The organism is Pseudomonas sp. R4-39-08 (assembly GCF_003852275.1).
Taxonomy (GTDB): Bacteria; Pseudomonadota; Gammaproteobacteria; order Pseudomonadales; family Pseudomonadaceae; genus Aquipseudomonas.
Genome location: NZ_CP027733.1, coordinates 3,419,329 through 3,438,537, shown reverse-complemented (window position 1 = coordinate 3,438,537; position 19,209 = coordinate 3,419,329). Strand labels below are relative to the sequence as shown.

14 protein-coding genes are annotated in these 19,209 nt (G+C 59.6%); 6 read left to right on the top strand and 8 right to left on the bottom strand.

Translation table 11 applies throughout. The features are described from left to right. The first annotated feature begins 21 nt into the window (after positions 1–21). Positions 22–726 carry an aquaporin Z gene (gene aqpZ, locus C4J88_RS15855; protein ID WP_124407516.1) on the top strand — a complete coding sequence of 235 codons (705 nt, stop codon included), beginning with the start codon at positions 22–24 and terminating at the stop codon, positions 724–726. 40 nt (positions 727–766) lie between these two features. Here the strand turns inward: aqpZ and C4J88_RS15850 are convergent, their stop codons facing one another. Then, the gene (locus C4J88_RS15850; RefSeq protein WP_124407515.1) at positions 767–2,008 is read right to left on the bottom strand and encodes a methionine gamma-lyase; all 1,242 of its coding nucleotides are present in this window, start codon (positions 2,006–2,008) and stop codon (positions 767–769) included. Between the two features lie 123 nt (positions 2,009–2,131). Here C4J88_RS15850 and C4J88_RS15845 point away from each other — a divergent pair, with 123 nt between their 5' ends. Then, the gene (locus C4J88_RS15845; protein ID WP_124367355.1) at positions 2,132–2,602 is read left to right on the top strand and encodes an Lrp/AsnC family transcriptional regulator; all 471 of its coding nucleotides are present in this window, start codon (positions 2,132–2,134) and stop codon (positions 2,600–2,602) included. 12 nt (positions 2,603–2,614) lie between these two features. Here the strand turns inward: C4J88_RS15845 and C4J88_RS15840 are convergent, their stop codons facing one another. Beyond that, positions 2,615–4,027, bottom strand: coding sequence for a PLP-dependent aminotransferase family protein (locus tag C4J88_RS15840; RefSeq protein ID WP_124407514.1), 1,413 nt, complete (start codon positions 4,025–4,027; stop codon positions 2,615–2,617). Positions 4,028–4,183: 156 nt separating this feature from the next. Between C4J88_RS15840 and C4J88_RS15835 the strand changes: the two genes are divergently transcribed. The 3 genes from C4J88_RS15835 to C4J88_RS15825 all read left to right on the top strand — a co-directional run bounded on the left by C4J88_RS15835 (position 4,184) and on the right by C4J88_RS15825 (position 7,233). Beyond that, complete coding sequence (locus C4J88_RS15835) at positions 4,184–4,816, top strand: LysE family translocator (protein WP_124407513.1); 633 nt, start codon at positions 4,184–4,186, stop codon at positions 4,814–4,816. 80 nt (positions 4,817–4,896) lie between these two features. Continuing rightward, on the top strand, positions 4,897–5,955 hold the full coding sequence (locus C4J88_RS15830; RefSeq protein ID WP_124407512.1) for a diguanylate cyclase: 1,059 nt from the start codon (positions 4,897–4,899) through the stop codon (positions 5,953–5,955). Between the two features lie 48 nt (positions 5,956–6,003). Continuing rightward, positions 6,004–7,233: a M20/M25/M40 family metallo-hydrolase gene (locus C4J88_RS15825; protein ID WP_124407511.1), complete on the top strand. Its 1,230-nt coding sequence runs from the start codon at positions 6,004–6,006 to the stop codon at positions 7,231–7,233. A gap of 180 nt (positions 7,234–7,413) precedes the next feature. On the opposite strand, the gene C4J88_RS15820 is transcribed toward C4J88_RS15825, so the two are convergent. After that, the gene (locus tag C4J88_RS15820) at positions 7,414–7,830 is read right to left on the bottom strand and encodes a hypothetical protein (protein WP_124407510.1); all 417 of its coding nucleotides are present in this window, start codon (positions 7,828–7,830) and stop codon (positions 7,414–7,416) included. Between the two features lie 406 nt (positions 7,831–8,236). Here C4J88_RS15820 and C4J88_RS15815 point away from each other — a divergent pair, with 406 nt between their 5' ends. Beyond that, positions 8,237–8,893 (top strand): hypothetical protein, encoded by a 657-nt coding sequence (locus C4J88_RS15815; protein WP_124407509.1) that lies wholly within the window; start codon positions 8,237–8,239, stop codon positions 8,891–8,893. 87 nt (positions 8,894–8,980) lie between these two features. Here C4J88_RS15815 and C4J88_RS15810 read toward each other — a convergent pair whose 3' ends face one another. From C4J88_RS15810 to C4J88_RS15790, 5 genes are all read right to left on the bottom strand, one after another. After that, positions 8,981–9,400, bottom strand: a complete 420-nt coding sequence (locus tag C4J88_RS15810) for a hypothetical protein (RefSeq protein WP_124407508.1) — start codon at positions 9,398–9,400, stop codon at positions 8,981–8,983. Positions 9,401–9,551: 151 nt separating this feature from the next. After that, positions 9,552–9,968 carry a hypothetical protein gene (locus tag C4J88_RS15805; RefSeq protein ID WP_164487538.1) on the bottom strand — a complete coding sequence of 139 codons (417 nt, stop codon included), beginning with the start codon at positions 9,966–9,968 and terminating at the stop codon, positions 9,552–9,554. Then, positions 9,968–14,830, bottom strand: a complete 4,863-nt coding sequence (locus tag C4J88_RS15800) for an RHS repeat-associated core domain-containing protein (RefSeq protein WP_177412913.1) — start codon at positions 14,828–14,830, stop codon at positions 9,968–9,970. The genes C4J88_RS15805 and C4J88_RS15800 overlap by 1 nt, the downstream gene beginning before the upstream one ends. Before the next feature lie 110 nt (positions 14,831–14,940). Then, positions 14,941–18,015 carry an efflux RND transporter permease subunit gene (locus tag C4J88_RS15795; protein ID WP_124407507.1) on the bottom strand — a complete coding sequence of 1,025 codons (3,075 nt, stop codon included), beginning with the start codon at positions 18,013–18,015 and terminating at the stop codon, positions 14,941–14,943. Between the two features lie 2 nt (positions 18,016–18,017). Continuing rightward, entirely contained in the window at positions 18,018–19,124 is a 1,107-nt protein-coding gene (locus tag C4J88_RS15790; RefSeq protein WP_124407506.1) for an efflux RND transporter periplasmic adaptor subunit, read from the bottom strand. Positions 19,125–19,209 lie beyond the last annotated feature (85 nt).

Here is a 19,209-nt window from a genome sequence, read left to right as displayed (position 1 = left end):
CGTGTGACGGCATGAACTGCAATGGAGTCGAGTGTGCAAAAGCGTTTGATCGCAGAGCTTCTGGGTACTTTCTGGCTGACCTTCGGCGGATGTGGCAGTGCCATCCTGGCGGCGGCGTTTCCAGAGTTGGGTATTGGTTTTGCAGGGGTGTCTCTGGCATTCGGTCTTACCGTGTTGACCATGGCCTATGCAGTGGGCGGTATTTCCGGCGGGCATTTCAACCCGGCGGTGACCATTGGCTTATGGGCGGGGCGTCGGGTGTGCGGTGCTGATGTGTTGCCTTACATCGCGGCGCAGGTGATTGGCGCAATTCTGGCGGCCGCAGCACTGTACTTGATCGCCAACGGCCAGCCCGGTTTCGAACTCGGCGGTTTTGCCGCCAACGGTTATGGCCCGCTGAGTCCCGGGCACTTCGACATGAAGTCCGCTGCATTGGCCGAGCTGATCGCCACGTTCTTTTTTGTGTTGATCATCATGCGCGTCACGGCGCCGGGCGCGGTTGCCGGCTTTGCACCCATCGCCATCGGCCTGGCGCTGACCCTGATTCACCTGGCGCTGATCCCGGTGACCAACACGTCGGTCAACCCCGCGCGAAGCACGGGCCCGGCGTTGTTTGCCGGGGCGCAATACCTGTCACAGCTCTGGTTGTTCTGGCTGGCGCCAATCGCAGGCGGGGTGATGGGTGCGTTGGCGGCGCGTGCGTTGGATGAACGCGATCCGGCTTGATGCACCTGGGGCTCCTTAGCCCGTTACCACAGCCCGACGGTTATTTCACCGCGTGCGCGGCCAGCAACGTTGGACGCGCAACCGCACGGGCACACTTGCCCAGTGCCTGTTGCACATCCGCCAACAGGTCGGCGACGTCCTCAAGCCCCACCGACAAGCGCACCAGGCCTTCGCTGATGCCGTGTTGCGCGCGTTCCTCCGGGGTGTAGGTGGAGTGGGTCATGCTGGCCGGGTGCTGGGCCAGTGATTCGGCGTCGCCCAGGCTGACCGCGCGGGTAAACAGCTTGAGCGCGTTCATGAAGCGCCGCCCGGTATCGATCCCGCCTTTGAGCTCGAAGGCAATCATGCCGCCGGAACGCTTCATTTGCCGCGCAGCCAGTTCGTATTGTGGGAAGGACGCCAGCCCAGGGTAGGTCACCCACTGCACGGCGGGATGCGCCTGTAGGGCTTCGGCCACCGCCTGGGCGTTGCTGCAATGGCGGTCCATGCGCAGGGCGAGGGTCTTGAGGCCGCGCATCAGCAAGGCGGCGTCCTGCGGCGACATCACCGCGCCGGTCAAGTCCTTGAGCCCTTCCAGGCGGATGCGTTGCGCTATCGCGTGACTGCTCACCGCAATGCCTGCCGTGATATCGCCATGCCCGCTGAGGTACTTGGTGGCCGAGTGCACCACCACATCGGCGCCCAGTTCCAGGGGCCGTTGCAGGTAGGGCGTGCAATAGGTGTTATCGACTACCACGGTGACATTCGGTTGCTGGTGGGCGAGCCGGGCCACGGCGGCGATGTCCACCAGGCGCAGGGTGGGATTGGCCGGGGTCTCGCAGTAGATCATGCGGGTCGCGGGGCCGAGTGCCGTTTGCAGGGCGGCCAGGTCGGTGAGGTCGACATGGCGCACCTTGATACCGAATTCGCCGATGCCGTGCAGCAGGGCGAAGGTGCAGCCGTACAGCGTCTGACTGACGATTACCTCGTCGCCTGGACGCAGCAGGGTCCAGAACGTCGCAGCAATCGCGCCCATCCCGGAACTGAACGCCACCGCCGCCTCGCCGTTTTCCAGGGCGGCCATGCGCGACTCCAGCAGGGCGAGGGTCGGATTCGAAATACGCGTATAGAAGTGGCCGCTGGCCTCCCCGGCAAAGCAGGCCGCGCCGTACTCGGCGGTCGGAAAAGCGAAGGTGGCCGACAGGTAAATCGGCGGTACCAGGGCGCCGTGATGGTCCTTGGGGTCGTAACCGTGGTGAATCGCGCGGGTAGAAAAGCCGAACGCAGGGTGTTTATTGTTCATGTCAGGCGCTCCTTATTTCCTACAATGCTATGCTCATAACCACAGTTGAACGTTGCGAAAATGCCTGGATGCGCCGGCGTTCATGGATGAAAACCCGATAAAAACAATAAATAGAGGCACGTTATGCCTGTCAGCCTGGACCGCACCGATAAAGCCCTGTTAAACGCCTTACAGGGCAACGCCCGCCTGACCGTGGCCGAACTGGCCGAGCGCGTTGCCCTGACCACATCGCCGTGCTGGCGGAGGGTGCGCAATCTGGAAGAGAGCGGGGTGATCAGCGGTTACCAGGCGATCCTGTCCCCCAAGGCCCTGGGCTACGGGGTGACCGCCTTCGTCAGCATCATGATGGAAAGTCACACCCAGGAAATAGCCCGGGCGTTCGAGCAGCGGCTGTTGGCGATCCCAGAGATTGTGGCCTGCCATAACGTGTCGGGGCGCTATGACTTCCTGCTGGAAGTGGTGGCCAAGGACCTGGAGTCGTTTGGCGAATTCGCCAGGGAAGTTCTGCAGACCCTGCCCTGTGTGAAAGAAATCTATTCGAGCTTTTCCTACAAGTCGGTGCGGCCGTTGCGGGTAATGCCGTTGCCGGGGTGACGGCACCGCCACTCAAGCTGCCCGTACCGCCTGCACCAACAACGCCTCAAATACCCGCTGCACCCGCGGCTCATCACTGTGGGCCACATTGAACCGCATAAAGTCCCGATGCGCCGGGTCATAGCCAAACAGCGTGCCGGGCGCCAGCACCATGCTGCGCTTCAAGGCTTCCTGGACCAGCAGCTCGCCGTTGACGTCGGGCGGCAGGCGCGCCCAGATAAACATGCCGCCTTCAAACGCCATCGGCAGTTCGCAACCGCAGTGCCTGAGCCATTGCTCGACGCGCCCGCCGGCTTCCATCAGGCGCTGGACCATGCGCTTGCGGTGCTTGGCATAACTGCCTTCACTGAGCATGCGGTACACGATCTGCTCGAACAGCTCCGAGGTCACGCCGCCGCTCATCAACTTCATATTGGTCAGGTTGGCGGCCAGCTGCGGCGCGGCCACCACGTAGCTGACGCGGGCGTTGGCGCTGAGGATCTTGGAGAACCCCGACAGGTAGGTGACCTGATCCAGCCCGGCGACGGCGGCCAGGCGTGGCGGCGGGTTGGGGTGCAGGTCGCCGTAGAGATCATCCTCGACGATATGGCAGTGGTACTGCTGAGTCAGTTGCAGCAGGCGAAACGCCTGGCTGGGGCTGAAGGAATGGCCGGTGGGGTTATGCAAGACGCTGGTGGTCAGGTACAGGCTGGGCCGGTGTTCGGCCAGCAGGTGCTCGAGGGCGGTGAAGTCGAAGCCGTCGGGGCGACGTTCCAGGGTCACCACCTTGACCCCATGCAGGGCCAGGTTGGCGTGGAAGTTGAAGTAGCACGGCGCGTCCAGCAGCACCGTGTCGCCGGGACGCACCAGCAGGCGCATGAGCATGTCCAGGCCTTGCACGGTGTTGGGCGTGGTGATGATCTGTTCCACCGGCACCGACAGGCCCTCGCCGTGCAGTTTCTGTTGCAGCGCCTGGCGCAACGGCAACAGCCCGGCCGGCGTGCCGAGCCCGGCGATGCGCAGCGACGGCGCGCGCACCACGCTGCGCATGGCTTGGCGGATGGCTTCGCCGTTCAACCAGTCTTCCGGCAAGTGCCCGCCGCCGGGGCGCAGCTCGCCACTGGCGGTGGCCAGAGGGCGGCGCAACACACTGAGCAGGTCCTGAGGCAGCAGGTCGACCCAGGTCACCGACGCCGGGCGCGCAGTGTCCATCGCCACGAAATAGCCACGGCCCTGGCGGGAGGTGAGCAGGTTGCGCCCGCGCAGACGGTCCAGGGCCTCATTGAGGGTGAATTTGCTGACGCCGAGGATTTCGGTCAACGCCCGCACCGACGGCAACTTGCTGCCGGGCGCCCATTCACCGGCCTCGATGGCCTGGCTGAACGCCTCCACGATCTGCTGGACCTTGGGTGTGCCTTCCACAAAGGCGATGGCGGATACCAACATGAAGTGTCCTTATGTTTGCCGGTACTTTTACCGGTGAAGTCAGGCCCGATTAGGCATCACTTCACCTGCCTGGTGCAATGCCGTTCCCCTAGACTGCGCGCCATCTCGCCAGCAATTGACCGTTGTTGCCGGTCTATCCATTCAAGGTCCCTGACCATGACAAGTGCGTTAACGCTGTCTTCGTTTCTCTACTTCCTGCTGTTTTGCGCGACCATGACCTTCAGTCCCGGCCCCATGACCCTGTTGTTATTGAGCCTGGGCCTGAAGGACGGCCTGCGCAGTTCGATCCCGGCACAGATCGGCGCCAGTGTGTCGTACCTGATTTCGATCCTGATCTTTGCCGTGGGCTTTTCCGAGCTGATCAAGGGCAACCTCGCGATTACCCAGGCCATCCAGTTTGTCGGCGTGGCCTACATTCTTTACCTGGCCTACAAGCAGTGGACCAGCAGCGGCGTGTCGATTGACAAGGCCGGCGCGGTGGAGGGCTCGCGCAGCCTGTTCGGCAAGGGCTTGTTGACCGGCTTTTCCAACCCCAAGACCATCATCATGTTCAGCGCCGTCTTCCCGCAGTTCGCCGGGGCCGGGGAGCACAGCTCGGCGGCGGATATCGCGATCCTCGGCTTGACCTTCCTGTTGCTGCAATTTGCCAGTGGTTGCCTGTACTGCTATTTCGGCCAGCGCATCAAACACCTGCTGGAAAACCCCAAGCGGCGCGTGATGTTGCAGCGGATCACGGCGGTGATGTTGCTCGGCGTGGCATTGATGCTGGCACGCGGGTTTTCGCACTGAAGTATCAGCCTGTAAGCAGTAGTGGCGATTTGCCGTCGCCCTGATAGACTCCAGGGACTCACCCAGGATTACCCCCCATCATGGCAGCCGTCGGAGGAAATGGACTTCCGCTCGCTTCGCGCTTGTACAAATCGCGCCTCCTGGGGCTGGCGCTCGGCTTTGTTTGCGTGGCGTTCGGCATGTATCCGCTGAACCCGTCCCCATGGGTGTGGGCCTGGATGCTGATCAACGCATTTGTCTGGCCGCACCTGGCGTTCCAAGCGTCTTTGCGTGCCGCTCATACCCTGCGCAGTGAGCGCCGCAACCTGCTGTTCGATTCCTTCTGCGGCGGCTTCTGGGTCGGCGCGATGCACTTCAACCCGCTGCCCAGCGTCACCACCTTGTCGATGATGAGCATGAACAACGTCGCCATCGGCGGGCCGCGCTTCCTGCTGGCGGGGTGGGTGGCCCAGGCGCTGGGCATCGCCACCGCGCTGCTGATAATCGCGCCGGCATTCATCGGCGTCACCACCCAGGCCCAGCTGTATGCCTGCCTGCCGATCCTGACGCTGTATCCCCTGGCCCTGGGCTGGATCTGCTACCGCCAGGCCGTGACCCTGGCGCGGCACAAGCGCGAGCTGCTGGCCCTGAGCCGCACCGACAGCCTGTCGGGCCTGCTCAACCACGGCGCCTGGAAGGATCAATTGGAAATCGAGTTCCAACGTTGCCGCCGTGGCCCTTCCGGTGCGGCCATCGCGCTGATCGATATCGACCACTTTAAAATCATCAACGACACCTATGGCCATGTCACCGGCGATATCGTTCTGCGCCAGTTGAGCCGGGTATTGCGCCAGAACCTGCGCGCCACCGACCTTGCCGGGCGTTATGGCGGCGACGAGTTCTGCGTGATCCTGCCGGACATGCCGCTCAACCGTGCCACTGAAGTGATGGACGCGTTGCGTGATCGTTTCAACGCCTTGGCCTACGCCCAGGACCCGACCTTGCGCGCCAGCTTGAGTATCGGCCTGGCGCCATACCTGCCGAGCCACGCCGACGCCACCAGTTGGCTCAACGATGCCGACCAGGCTTTGTACGAGGCCAAAAGCAGCGGGCGCAACCGGGTCAGTTCGCTGCAGGGGGCTTGGTTGCGGTCCGTTTAGTGGGGTAGGGTGTGGCGGCCCCCCTCAATGAAAAACAAGGATCGGTCCATGCTCTTCACCTTCCCCCGCACCCTGCTGGCCGCCACCCTGGCCTTGTCCTTCGCCGTGCCGGCCTACAGCGCCGAACCCCACAAGCCGATCCAGGCGGACGCCGAACAGTACAAGGCCGAGGCCCTGAAACTGCTGGAGCGCCTGGTGAATATCGACTCCGGCTCCGGCTACGAGCCCGGCCTGACCCAAGTGCGCGACATCGCCGTGGATGAATTGAAACAGCTGGGTTTCAGCATCGAGCTGGTGCCGGACAAAGCCGCCAACAACAGCCATGTGATCGCCACCCTCAAGGGCACCGGCAAGGCCAAAATTCTGCTGATGGCGCACATGGACACCGTGTTCAAGGAAGGCTCGGCCGCCGAACGCCCGTTCCACATCAAGGACGGCCGCGCCTATGGCCCCGGCGTGATGGACGACAAAGGTGGCATCGTCGCCGGCATCTACGCGTTGAAAGTCCTGAAAAACCAAGGCTTCAAGGACTATGCACAAATCACCTTCCTGCTCGACGCCAGCGAAGAAACCGGCTCCGACGCCGCCTCCGAACTGATCCGCACCACCGCCAAGGGCCACGACGTAACCCTCAACCTGGAACCCGGCCGCCCAGCCGACGGCCTGGTGGTCTGGCGCAAAGGCAGCGCCACCGCGGTGGTTGAAGTCAAAGGCAAAGCCGCCCACGCCGGCGTCGCGCCTGAACTGGGGCGCAACGCCGCCATGGAAGCCGCACACCAGATCCTGCAACTGGGCAAGCTGGGCGACGCCGAGAAAAAAACCACCATCAACTTCACCGTACTCAAGGCCGGCGACCGCACCAACGTCATCCCCGACCAAGCCACCGCCAAGGCCGACGTACGCGCCGCGCTGCCGGAAGAGTTCGACCGCATCGAGAAGGACCTGGCGCGGGTTTCAGCGGACAAACTGATCCCCGAAACCGAAGTCAAGACCACCCTGCAACGCGGGCTGCCGCCAATGCCGCAAACGGCGGAATCGGACAAACTCGTCGCAATTGCCCAGGGCATCTACGGCGAACTGGGCAAAACCCTGACCATCGAAGGCAGCGGCGGCGCGGCGGACGCAAGCTTGTCGGCCGGGGTCGGCACGCCGACATTGGATGGGTTTGGGATAGTGGGCGGGAATATTCACACGCCGGAGGAATATGCCGAGGTGGAGAGTGTGGTGCCTCGGGTTTATTTGTTGAGTCGGATGATTATGGAGCTTTCCAAGCGCTGAGGGGGTCGTGTACTTGTGGCGAGGGAGCTTGCTCCCGCTGGGCTGCGGAGCAGCCCCAAATCCGGTATTGGTTATCTACCTGAAGAGACTCATCAACCGGACTGGGGCCGCTTCGCGGCCCAGCGCGAGCAAGCTCGCTCGCCACAGGGTGGTGGGCTTTGAGTGAGAGCGGCGGTGTGTTTACCAAGTTGACTGGTCTTCGCGGCTGGCTTTTTGAAGGTCGTCTTTCCAGACCTCGTTGGCGAGTCGGTAGATGTCAGCGAAGAAACCTCGGGGATCGGCTATTTCGGTTTCGTCCCAGGCCATTGTTATATATTCGTCGTAATCGCTTTCGAATTCTTTGGCAAAGTCAAATTCAGGTTTTTTTAAAGCGGCTTGAAGCATTGTTATTAATATGAAGCGATGCTTGTAAGTAAGGTACATAAGGTCTTTAAGAATAAAGTCCTTTATTATTATTTCTCGCTCTTTGGTGTCGTTAGGATTATATCTCCAGAGCGCTTCGCCTTTGGTGTCCTCTAGGTCGTATATTGATAGTGCCGCCAAAATATAAGAGATCGTGGGCGTAAAAGGCATATTTCCAAATGGCGATTTCAACATTGTGACCTCAGTACGGAAATGCAGTGAATGGGCAAATTGTCCTCTTTGTCGAATCTGACTTCCACGTTATTCAGATTTTTATATATTAGTTCTAAACTACCTGAAATACCGCATCACCTTGATTCGGGCAGCTTCGCGGCCCAGCGTAAGCAAAGCATTGTTCGATTCTTGAGAGCACGTTGTAGGATTTTTCGATTTTATTGGCTGGATTTTGTTGTCGAAGGCTTCTTGCATTAGGGGGAATCTGAATTATCGATGCTTAGCGGTTAGATGCATTTAGCTACAAATCGGTAAAACGCACTGACGGCGTGCGTTACAGGTATGTGCGCAAGACATTGCGCATTTAATCTGAGGTATAACATGTTTTAATGCGAGACCACCGATCGCAGTCATCGTAAGGATAAAAATGCAATCTCCGTTTCTTTTAACTGTTGTTGAGCACGAGCGAACCACCTCTTTACGTAAACGCATGCGCACCGCAGGTTGTGTGTTTGAATTTGTAGTCTTTTCTCCAAAGCCCAACACTGTTGTTGATGAGCATATCCATCGGCAGGCTTTATTAGGTATGGATTACTATCAGGGTGCGGCATACAAAACGCCAGAACTGGCCGAGTTAGGCGACTATCTTCCTTCTCAATATGCTCCGATTCCAGATTGGGATTGGGATGTGAAACGTGCGGAGGCTACGCCGTTGACCTTAGCTGAAGTCCAAAACCTGACGGTTATGCAAAAAAATCAATTCGATTCTACTGTGCTCTATAGTGCTTTTTGCCATCCACCTTATAGCGCTCGGTTTAAAAGAGGCGAGAGTGAGGCTCAGTCTCTATATTGTGAGTGGTTGCAATTGCTCGGTATTGAGGTACAGGACGACGTAGTGGTCATAAATTGGGTGGATGCGTATGAGGAAAAATGGGGGCGATTACCAGATGGCAGTCTGCGAATGGAGCGGCCTTGGGGTGAGTATTTCGAGTGGGGACTGGAGTGGTGGGGCATTTGGTGCCTAACTGTGTGGAATCCAAAGAAGAATACTCTAAGTGTATTGGTTGCAAGCACTTCAGATTAATTGTTATCCCTGGCGTTCCTCGCAGCCGAGAGCAGGTAAGTTTGCACACTGCAAGATAGGGCGTTGTCTTGCAGAGCGGTGTTAGGTTTACCAAGTTGATTGATCTTCAAGGCCGGCTTTTTCGAGATCGTCTCTCCAGGCCTCGTTGGCTAGGCGATAGATGTCGGCGAAGAAACCACGTGGGTCGGCTATTTCCGTTTCGTCCCAAGCCATAGTAGAGCACTTATCTGGGTCATCCTCAAAATAAGAGTGGAAGTTGAAATTTTGGGTGTTTAATGCGATAGATAAGTTTTCTGTTAATTTATACCTGTGTCGATAGGACAGTTTCTTGTATGGATCCAGGCAGTATTTTACTATGAGGTTTTCTCTATGTTTACGGTCATTTGGATTGAAGCAAGCGAGCTCCTTCCCCTTGGTTTCCTCCCGGTCATAAATATCAAAAATTCCCACAAAATAGTAAAGGCTGGCGTCGAAGTGGATAGTGTCCGAATATGGGTGAAATAGCATTTTTTATTTATTCGTTGGAAAGTTTACGGGTTTGTTTGGTGCGCGCTTAGTGCTATAAGCACGGGACTTTGGCTGGCGAATTTTTTGTAGCGGACGCGCTATCTCACTCGCCAGAGGAGGTTGTTTTTTTTCCGGAAAAGTGTCGGCGTTTCTACCAGGTCGACTGGTCTTCGCAGCTTGCTTTTTGAAGGTCATCTTTCCACACATCTTTAGCTAGAAGATAAATCTCTCTTAGAAAATCTTTCGGGTTGTCCAGTTCATACCATTCGGCTCTTGGCCACGACCCTGTGTCGTCTTCGCTTATCTCAAATAAGCTATGGAAGTTGTAAGTTTCGTCATTCAGCTTGTCTTTTAAGTTTTCAATTAACGCGTATTTATGTCTATATGATAGGTAGCTTAAATTCAATGCGTAACGCTTTATTAGTTTTTCTCTGTCCGACTTGTTATTTGGGTCATATTTACTGAGCTCTATACCGACCTCTTGCTCGCGGTCGTAAATATCAAATACCCCGATAAACCACATTAGGCTTGGGGCAAACGGCTCATTTAAAAACGGGTCTTTCAACATTATTTCTTCTCGGTAGGAAATGCGGTGAATGGTCGATTTCTATTGTTTTTATCAAACTTTACTTCAAACCAATTCATATTTTCGTTCAGATGTGGGTTTTCTGCATCTTTTTTGTTAGGTCTGTATCCTCTTCCCGATCCAGTTAGCTCCAGCCTGAGTATGGGGTTTTTGTTGTGGTCTTGACCATTGAACGGATCGAGTCCAAGAGACGTACGTGTCAATGCCTTGTTCAAAGCGCTTAGCTGCATTTTCCAACTATGAAATTGAGAGCTTAAATTGCCTTTTCCATCCGGTTTTGGCAAACCGGTGATGGGATCTGTGCCGTCAATAGCTCTTTGTCTCAACGCCGTATCGGTGATCTCAGGTCCGTGTTTGGTCACTGTGTGCATGTCATATTTCTCTTCAAGTTCCAGCACGCGCCGTTTTGCGTTTTCCTCGGTCAAGGCTTCGATGCGTGCTCTTCGTTCATTTGCCTTGGGTAGTGTTGGTTGGCTCCCGTCGACCTTAGCCTTTTTTATAGGATCTTCTAAGCCGTTGATGGGCTTGCATCCATCACTGGCGGGACATGAATTCAAGCCTAGCGGGTCTACCCAACCTGTCGGATTGGGCACGTACTGGTACGCATTGATCCCACCCGCCAGCTTCACCGGATCAGGCGTCAGGTAACGACCAATATCCGGATTGTAGTAGCGATGGCGGTTGTAGTGGAGGCCGCTTTCCTGGTCGAAGTATTGGCCTTGAAAGCGCAGCGGGTTGTCGACTTTGCCTACGTCGAGGCGGCTGATTTCGCCGTAGGCGCGGTAGTGGGCGGACCAGACGATTTCACCTTCGGGCGTGGTGAGTTCTTGCGGTGTACCGAGGTGGTCGAGTTGGTAGTGGTAGGGCTTGGTTTCTTTTGGGCCGAAGCCTTCCAGCAGTACCAATGGGCGGAAGCTGTCGGGTTCGTAGAGGTAGCTGCGATGACGATCCGCGTGATGCTCAGCGATTACTTTGTCGCCTTGCCAGAAGAACTCCGTGGTGATGCCGTCGACGGTTTTGCTGATACGCCGCCCAAACGGATCGTAGCGATAACTGGCGCTTTGGCCATTGGGCTTTGTGATGCCGATCAGCCGGTGCTGACAGTCGTAGCGGTATTCGGTAACGAGTGAATGACCCTTGCCGCGCCGCTCGCGGATCAGGTTGCCGAAGGCGTCATAGTCGTAGTGGTGATCGCCTTGGATCACGAGCCGGTTACCCGCAACGATGTCCGGGCCAGGACGATCTTGCATCAGCAGGTTGCCGGCCGGGTTGTGGCCGAAGCGTTCCTGGACGTCTTGCGAATGATCGGCGCGGGTCAGGCGGTGGAGTGGGTCGTAGCGGTAGAGGTGTTCGCCTTTGCGGGTGTCGTGCAGGCGGGTGAGGTTGCCGGTTTTGTCGTAGTCGTAGTGGCGTTGGTAGAGGTGGTTTTCCTGTTGGATGACGGCGTGGGTATGTAGCCGGTTTTGCTCGTCGTAGTGGTAGTGGCTGAGGAGTTGGCCTTGTTGGCGTTGGTGTTCACGGCCGCTTTTGAACAGGTGTGAGGTCAGCAGCGCACCGTTCAGTTCGACGGTGGCAAGGTGGCCGCCTTTGTCGTGGTTGAAGGTGAGGCGGTTGTTGTCCGGTAGGCGTAAGTGCTGAAGTTGGCCGCAGGCGTCATAGCCGTAGCGCAGCGTGCCCCAGCCCTGGTGTTCGGCGGTGAGGCGGTTTTGGCGGTCGTACTCGTAGGCAAGGAACCAGTGGCCGTCGTCGACACTGAGGAGGTTGCCTTGGCGGTCGTAGGCATAATCGACAGCGCTGCCGTCGGGCAGGGTTTTTCTTACGAGGCGACCGGCATGGTCGCGATGGTATTGAGTGACGAGCTGACTGCCGTCGTCGCCGTATTCGGTTTTCTCCAGCAGGTTGCCGTTGAGGTCGTAGGCGTAGGCGGTGCGTTGGCCGTCGAAGCCGGTTTCCTGTTGGATCAGGCCGTTGGGGTGGTAGTCGAGCTGGTAGGTTTCGCCGACTTCGTTTTCGATGGCGGTGAGCAGTAAGCGGGCGTTGTCGTAGCGGTAGTTGACCTGGGTGCCGTCGGCATTGATGCGGCGGCTGATCAGGTGCAGGCCATCGGCGTATTCGTAGCGGGTGACGTGGCCGAGTTCATCGCGTTCGGCGATGATTTTTCCGTAGGGGTTGTAGCTGAATTCCCGGCTAGTTCCCCCGGGCTGGGTCAGTTTCAGCAGGCGTCCTACAGCGTCCCATTGATACTGGGTCAGCGCGCCGTGCTCATCCTCACGCGCGATCTGTCGGCCTAGATCGTCATAGCGATAACGCTTGATCCCACCATTGGGCAGCTGCTCTTCAACGAGCTGCCCACGCTCGTTCCACACCAACCGATGACAACTGTGATCCGGATACCATACCCCGGTCAGTTGCCCCTGTTTGTCGTAGCTGTAGTCGGTCGCGTTGCCATCCGGATCGATCTGGCGAATGACATCGCCTTGTTCATTGCGCTCGTATTTCCAGACCGCTTCACCACGCCGCACCACCCGTACGAAACCGTTGTCATGCTCGTAGGACGTCGGCTCATCATCCCCCGGAAACAGCGCGACCAAGCGTCCGGCGTCGTCGTATTGATAGGCCGTCACCGCGCCCAGCGGATCCTGCTCGACCGTCAGGCGGCCTTTATCGTCGTATGATTTGAAATGCTGGGCGCCGTCGGGATCGATGCGCTGTACCAGCCGCGCCCGCTGGTCATGTACGTAAACTTCCTGGCTGCCGTCGGCGTTATGCACGGTGACGCGACCGTCATCACCCCAGACATACCGCGTGTCCATCTGCGAAAAACTGGCCCAATGCCGGACACAGCGCGCCGCCTTGCCAGCGCGTTCCCATTCCCAGAAGAAACTCGCCCCACCGGCCAGTTGCCGTTCAAGAATGACGTGCTGCTCGTCGTACCGATAACGCTCACATTCACCGACGGCATTGGTCGCTGACACCAGTCGTCCAGCGCCGTCATAGGCGTAGGAAACGACGTTCTGCTCGGTCACCCAGACGAAGGGTTCATGCCCTGTGGCGCGATGAACCTGGTAGTCCACCGCCACGATGCGATTCAGCTCATAGCGCAAGAGCAAAGAGCGGCCCACGCCGTTATCCAACCGCTCGATCCGCCCCAATCGATCCCGGACAACCAACAACCGGTTGTCATACGCATCGCTGATCGCCGTCAGCACTCCGTCGCGAAAATGGTAGAACCGCGACCCCTGGGCCAGCACCAACTCGTCAGGAACCGAGCCCAAATAGATCGCCACTTCGGCCAAGCTGTTGGTAATCGCCGGTCGAGAAACCGTCGGCAAGGGCAGGGTGGTCGCGCGATTTTCGTGGTCCGTCCACACCACCGAATCGCCTGACACCACAAGCCGCTGCGCCAGCGCATGACTCCAACCAAACCCCAGTCCACAGTCCACTTCCACCGCACTGCTGCGATACAAGCGCGTCCACTCGAACGGCAGGAGCCCACCCAGCGCGCCATCGGTAAGTGTCAGCAGTTCCTCGCCGGTAACCATCGACACCGGGCAACCGTGGGTAACGGTTTTATCCGCAGAGGCCGCCGCATCACCCTTCGGATTCGAAGCCACGGCAGGCACATCATCCACCGCCTCCTGCCGCACCAACGCCGTACGCTGGGTCTTGCTACGCACCGCCGGCACCGGGTTCGAAACCAGCGTGTCACCCGCCTTCAACGGCGCCACCGGCACCGCCTTGACCGGAATTGGGGCACTGCCCAGCAGCACCGGCTTAAGCGCTTCGGTGTGCCCCTCCAAGCGAGCTGTGCCGAACTGCGCGGCTATCTGCTCCAGCCACCTGCGCACCCGGCGTGACTTGATGCCGGCCAGCACTTTGGTGCTGATGCGCACCACAAAACCCATGCCGGCCGTCGCCAGTCCCAATAACAGGGTGATGACGACCTCGGCGCCAATCGACCCGAGCATTTCGTTCATATATGGCGGTGGCAGCATGCGCATCCAGCTGACCAGGGCCGCCAGGTGAACGAACAGCAACGGCTCATCGCTGAGCACCAGCAAACCCTTGGCGAGGGTCTCGGCACTTAACGCGAGTAACTTTTCAAGCTCGTCCTGGGAAAGGTAATGCAGCAGCTTTTCAGCGTTGGCCAGCGGGTCGGACAACCACTGGAGCAACTGCTTGATGTTGTCCCAAACCGAGTAGAGGACTTCGCCAAAGCCTTGGGCATAAGCGCGGTGCAGCGAGAGGTAACGCTGGAGAAAATTCGCTTCGGAATAACCCTTCCATAGCGGTTCAAAGGTGGCGTCCCACTCGCTGCGCAGCCAGCCTTCCAGTGGCGTGATGACCGACTGATAAGAGGCATACAGCGCCTTGAAATGCGCCGAGGAAACGTCGGGGTAGAAACTCACCCGGTATCGCTGGTTGCGGTCGCACTCGGTGACTTCGAGGATGCCGCTTGGGCCGATGGTTTTATGAATGGGCTCGCCTAGCGGGCCGCCGCCTGGATCGATGTGCTGCAACATCACCGGCGTGTTGCCGATCGGCACGAACCGCGAGCTCTGGAACATATGCACCAGTGTCAACGTGCCGTTGGCCTGGCATGTAGCGACGGTGCTGCTGGGGAAGATCGAACGGTTGATCGGGGCGACCAGCGCCACCTCGTTCCCAACCTTGAACACCTGCTCCACATCCAGTGCCGACGCGCTGAAAAAGCCCTGTGCCCAGGTATCGTAGTGGTTGAGGCAGCCGCGAAAATCGCTGAGCACGGATTCGACGTCCCGCGTCTTTGAATCCATCGCGGCCAGCACCAGAAAGCCAATGGCTCGGCCGGTTGCTTCGATCATGGGTGAGCCCCATCGATCAGGGCTCTCACTGGAAAAACCATCTGCACTCCCTCGCACTGTTTAATCAGGCGAAGGACTTTGCAGAGGTTTTCAGGGCGGGGGAGTAGAGCTTATCCGGCGGTTACGTGGGAAGTTTCAGCAACCCTGTCGCGCAGCACCAGGCTGCACAGCGCCGGCAGGAACAGCAGCGTCAACACCGTGCCCACCAGCACCCCGCCGATCAGCACATAGGCCAGGGACGACCAGAACACCGACAGCGTCAGCGGAATGAACGCCAGCGCCGCCGCCAGTGCGGTGAGGATCACTGGCCGCGCTCGGCGCACGGTTGCCTCGACGATGGCCTCGCGGATCGGCATGCCGTGGTCCTGGTTCTGGCGAATCTGGTCGGTGAAGATCAGCGTATTGCGCATCAGAATCCCGCCGATGCCGATCAGCCCGAGGATCGCATTGAACCCGAACGGCTGGTTGAACAGCAGCAAGGTCGGCACCGCGCCAATCAGGCCCAGCGGCGCGGTGGCGAAGACCATCAGCATCACGCCGAAGGAGCGCACCTGGAACATGATCACCGTGAGGGTCAGCAGGATCATGATCGGGAACAGCGCCGCCAGGGCGACGTTGGCTTTGGCGCTTTCTTCAACCGGGCCGCCGATGTCGATCCGGTAGCCGCTGGGCAGCTGGGCGATCAGCGGCTGCAGGTCTTTGTACACGGCCATTTCCACATCGGGCGGTTGTACGCCGTCGATGATGTCGGCGCGCACTTCCACGGTGGTAGCGCGGTTGCGGCGCTTGAGGATCGGTTCTTCCATCACCGCCTGGAAATGCCCGACCTGGGCCAGCGGCACCGACGTGCCGGCGCTGTTGGTCAGGGTCATGTTGTTGAGGTTGCCGAGGTCTTCGCGTTGGCTGCCCTGGGCGCGGGCCACCACGGATACGGTGCGGTTGCCTTCACGCACTTCGGTGATCGGGTTGCCGCTGAGCAGGGCATTGAGCTGCGACTTGACCTCGTCCGGGGTGAAACCCAGCAGGCGCAGGCGATCCTGGTCGAGCACCAGGCGGTAACCGCCGGCGCGTTCGCCCCATTCGAGAAAGGCGTCGCGGGTCAGCGGGTTGCCGGCCACCACTTGACGCACCTGTTCGGACAGCCCGCGCAGCGTGTCCAGGTCCGGCCCGGACACACGGAACACTACGGGGAACGGCACCGGCGGGCCGAACACCAGTTGCGTGACGCGCACCCGCGCTGCGGGGAACTCACCGGCAGCGATGCGCTCGCGCATGCGCACTTTCAAGGCATCGCGGGCGTGGGAGTCCGGGGTTTGCACGATCAGCTTGGCGAACGCCGGGTCCGGCAGCTCAGGGTTCAACGACAGGAAAAAGCGCGGTGCGCCGCCGCCTACATAGGTGTCGACCAGGCTCGTCTGCGGTTCCTGCAACAGGGCTTTTTCCACCTGCGCCGCCACCGCTTCGGTGCTTTTGAATGCGCTGCCGGGCGGCATGTACACCTCCAGAATCAGCTCGGAGCGGTCGGAGTCGGGAAAGAACTGTTTCTTTACCACCGCCATCCCCAGGCCGCACAGCACAAACGCCGCCACCACCAGCCCGGTCACCAGCCAGCGCCCTCGCACACAGGCCTCCACCAGGCCGCGCAGTTTCTGGTAATAGCGCCCGGCGTAAATCGCATCATGCCCGCCGGGCACCGGCTTGATCTGCGGCAACAGCTTCACGCCCAGATACGGCGTGAACACCACCGCCACCAACCAGGATGAAATCAACGCAAAGCCTACGATCCAGAAGATATTCCCGGCGTACTCGCCGGCACCGGATCGCGCGAACCCCACGGGTAAAAAGCCGATGATCGTTACCAGCGTGCCGGTCAGCATAGGCGCCGCCGTGGAGCTCCAGGCATAGGTGGCCGCATGGATGCGGTCAAAGCCTTCTTCGAGTTTCACCACCATCATTTCGATGGCGATGATGGCGTCGTCCACCAACAGGCCCAGGGAAATGATCAGGGCACCGAGGGTGACGCGGTCGAATTCACGGCCGGTGACGAGCATGATCACAAACACAATCGACAGCGTCAGCGGCACGGCCGCCGCCACCACCAGCCCGACGCGAAAGCCTAGGGCTAACAGGCTGATCAGCATCACCACGGCCAGGGCGACGAAGAACTTGAGCATGAACTCGTTCACCGCCAGGCTGATATTTTTCGCCTGGTCGGACACCTTGGCAAAATTTACGCCCAGGGGCAGGTCGGCCTGGATTCGGGCTTCCTGGGCCTGCAGGCTTTTGTCCAGTTCCAGGCCGTTCCAATGCTTCTGCATGATCACCCCAAGCATCAGCGCCGGGTCGCCCTGGTGGCGGATGCGGTAGCTGGGCGGGTCTTCATAGCCACGCCTGACGGTGGCCACATCGGCGATGCGCAGCACGCGGCCATTGGCTTGCACCGGCACGTTCTCGATCAGCGCAAGGCTGTCGAAGGCGCCATCGATACGGATGTAGGCGCGGGCGCCGGCGGTTTCGACGAAGCCCGAGGGCGCCACGGCGTTTTGCGCGGCGAGGGCGGCGAAGATCTGTTCGGGCTTGATGCCCAGGGTCGCCAGGCGCTCATAGGAGAACTCGACAAACACGCGCTGGGCCTGCTCGCCGAGGATATTGACCTTCTTTACTCCCGGCAGGTTGAGCAGGCCCTGGCGCAGCGCTTCGGCCATTTGCACCTGCTGGCGATGGGGCAAGTGTTCGGCCTCCAGGGCATACAGCGCAAAGTAGACATCCGAATACTCATCGTTGAAAAACGGCCCGATCACGCCCTTGGGCAGTTTCGCGGCTTCGTCGCTGAGCTTTTTACGGGTCTGGTAGAACAGCTCCTGTATTTCGCTCGGGCGCGTGGATTCAAGGAAGGTCATGCGCATCGAAACGAAACCCGGTTGGGCGATGGTCTCGACGCGGTCGTAGTAGTCCAGTTCCTGCAGGCGCTTTTCCAGGCGGTCGGCCACTTGTTCCTGCATTTCTTCGGCAGTGGCGCCGGGCCAGGCGGCGGTGATGGTCATGACCTTGACGGTAAACGAGGGGTCTTCGGCGCGCCCCAGTTTGCCGAACGAGAAGATCCCGGCAGCGATAATCGCAATGATCAGGAACAGCGTGACTGCGCGGTGCTTGACCGCCAGTTCCGAAAGGTTGATTCCACGCATGCTCATTGGTCCTGTTTGCGGTTGAGGGCCAGCGCCTGGGCGGGCAGCAGACGTACTTTGTCACCGCTGTGCAACAGGTGCGCGCCGAGGGCGACGATGGTTTGGCCGGGCGTGACGCCGCTGTCGAGCAGGGCCTCTTCCTGGCCGAGGCTGGCGACTTTCACCGGGGCGAAGCTGATCCGGTTGTCTTCACCGACCAGCCATACGCCGGTGCCTTGCCCCGCATCCTGCAACGCCCCGATGGGTACGCGGGTTTGCTGGGCCTGGCCGTTGCCTTGCAGGCGCACGGTGATGGTGGAGCCGAGGGCGAAACGCTCCACCGGGCCGTGCAGCACATAGCGCGCGCGGTAGGTGCGGGTGGTGGGATCGGCGCTGGCGGACAACTCGCGCAGCGTAGCGGTGACGGCCTGGTCCGGGGCGCCGAAGGGGAAGGCCAGGGCGTTTTGCGCGGCCTGGGCGCGCTGCTGTTCCGGCAGGTTGACGATGGCTTCGCGGGCGCCGTCATGGGCCAGGCGCGCGACGATCTGCCCTTCGGCCACCACCTGGCCGCGATCCGCCAGGACGTCAGTGATGACGCCGTCGCCATCGGCCTTGAGCACGCTATAAGTACGCCGGTTTTCGATCTGGCTGGCATCCGATTGCGCCGCCGCCAGTTCCGCTTCGGCAACGCGCAGGTTGGTCGCCGACTGGTCGAAAATCTGCCGCGACACCGCGCCGGTACTGGCCAGGCGCTGGTAGCGGTTTTCGTCGTCGCGGCGCTGGCGCAGTTGCGCCTGGGCGGCGTTGACGCGGTTTTTTGCCGAGCGCAACGCCAGTTCGAAATCGCCGATATCCAGCACCAGCAGGGTGTCGCCCCGAGAGACGTGCTGGCCGGGATCGACCTTGCGTTCGATCACCTTGCCGCTGACCCGAAAGCCCAGGTTACTTTCGGTACGGGCGGCAACCACACCGGTGTACGCGCTTTGCTGGGTGCCGCCAGCCTCGACCTTGACGGCGAGTACCGGACGCGGCGGGGAGATTTGAGCGGCGCTGTCGGCCTTGCTGTTGCAGCCACTGAGGACCATCAACAGAGCCAGGGGCGTTAAGAGGCGAAAGGAAAGGGGCGGCATGACGGACTCCAGGGTGACCATAGGGCAAAAAATTATGGACATAATTTTTCGCTCATATTATGGTCGAAATATAAATTAATCCAGC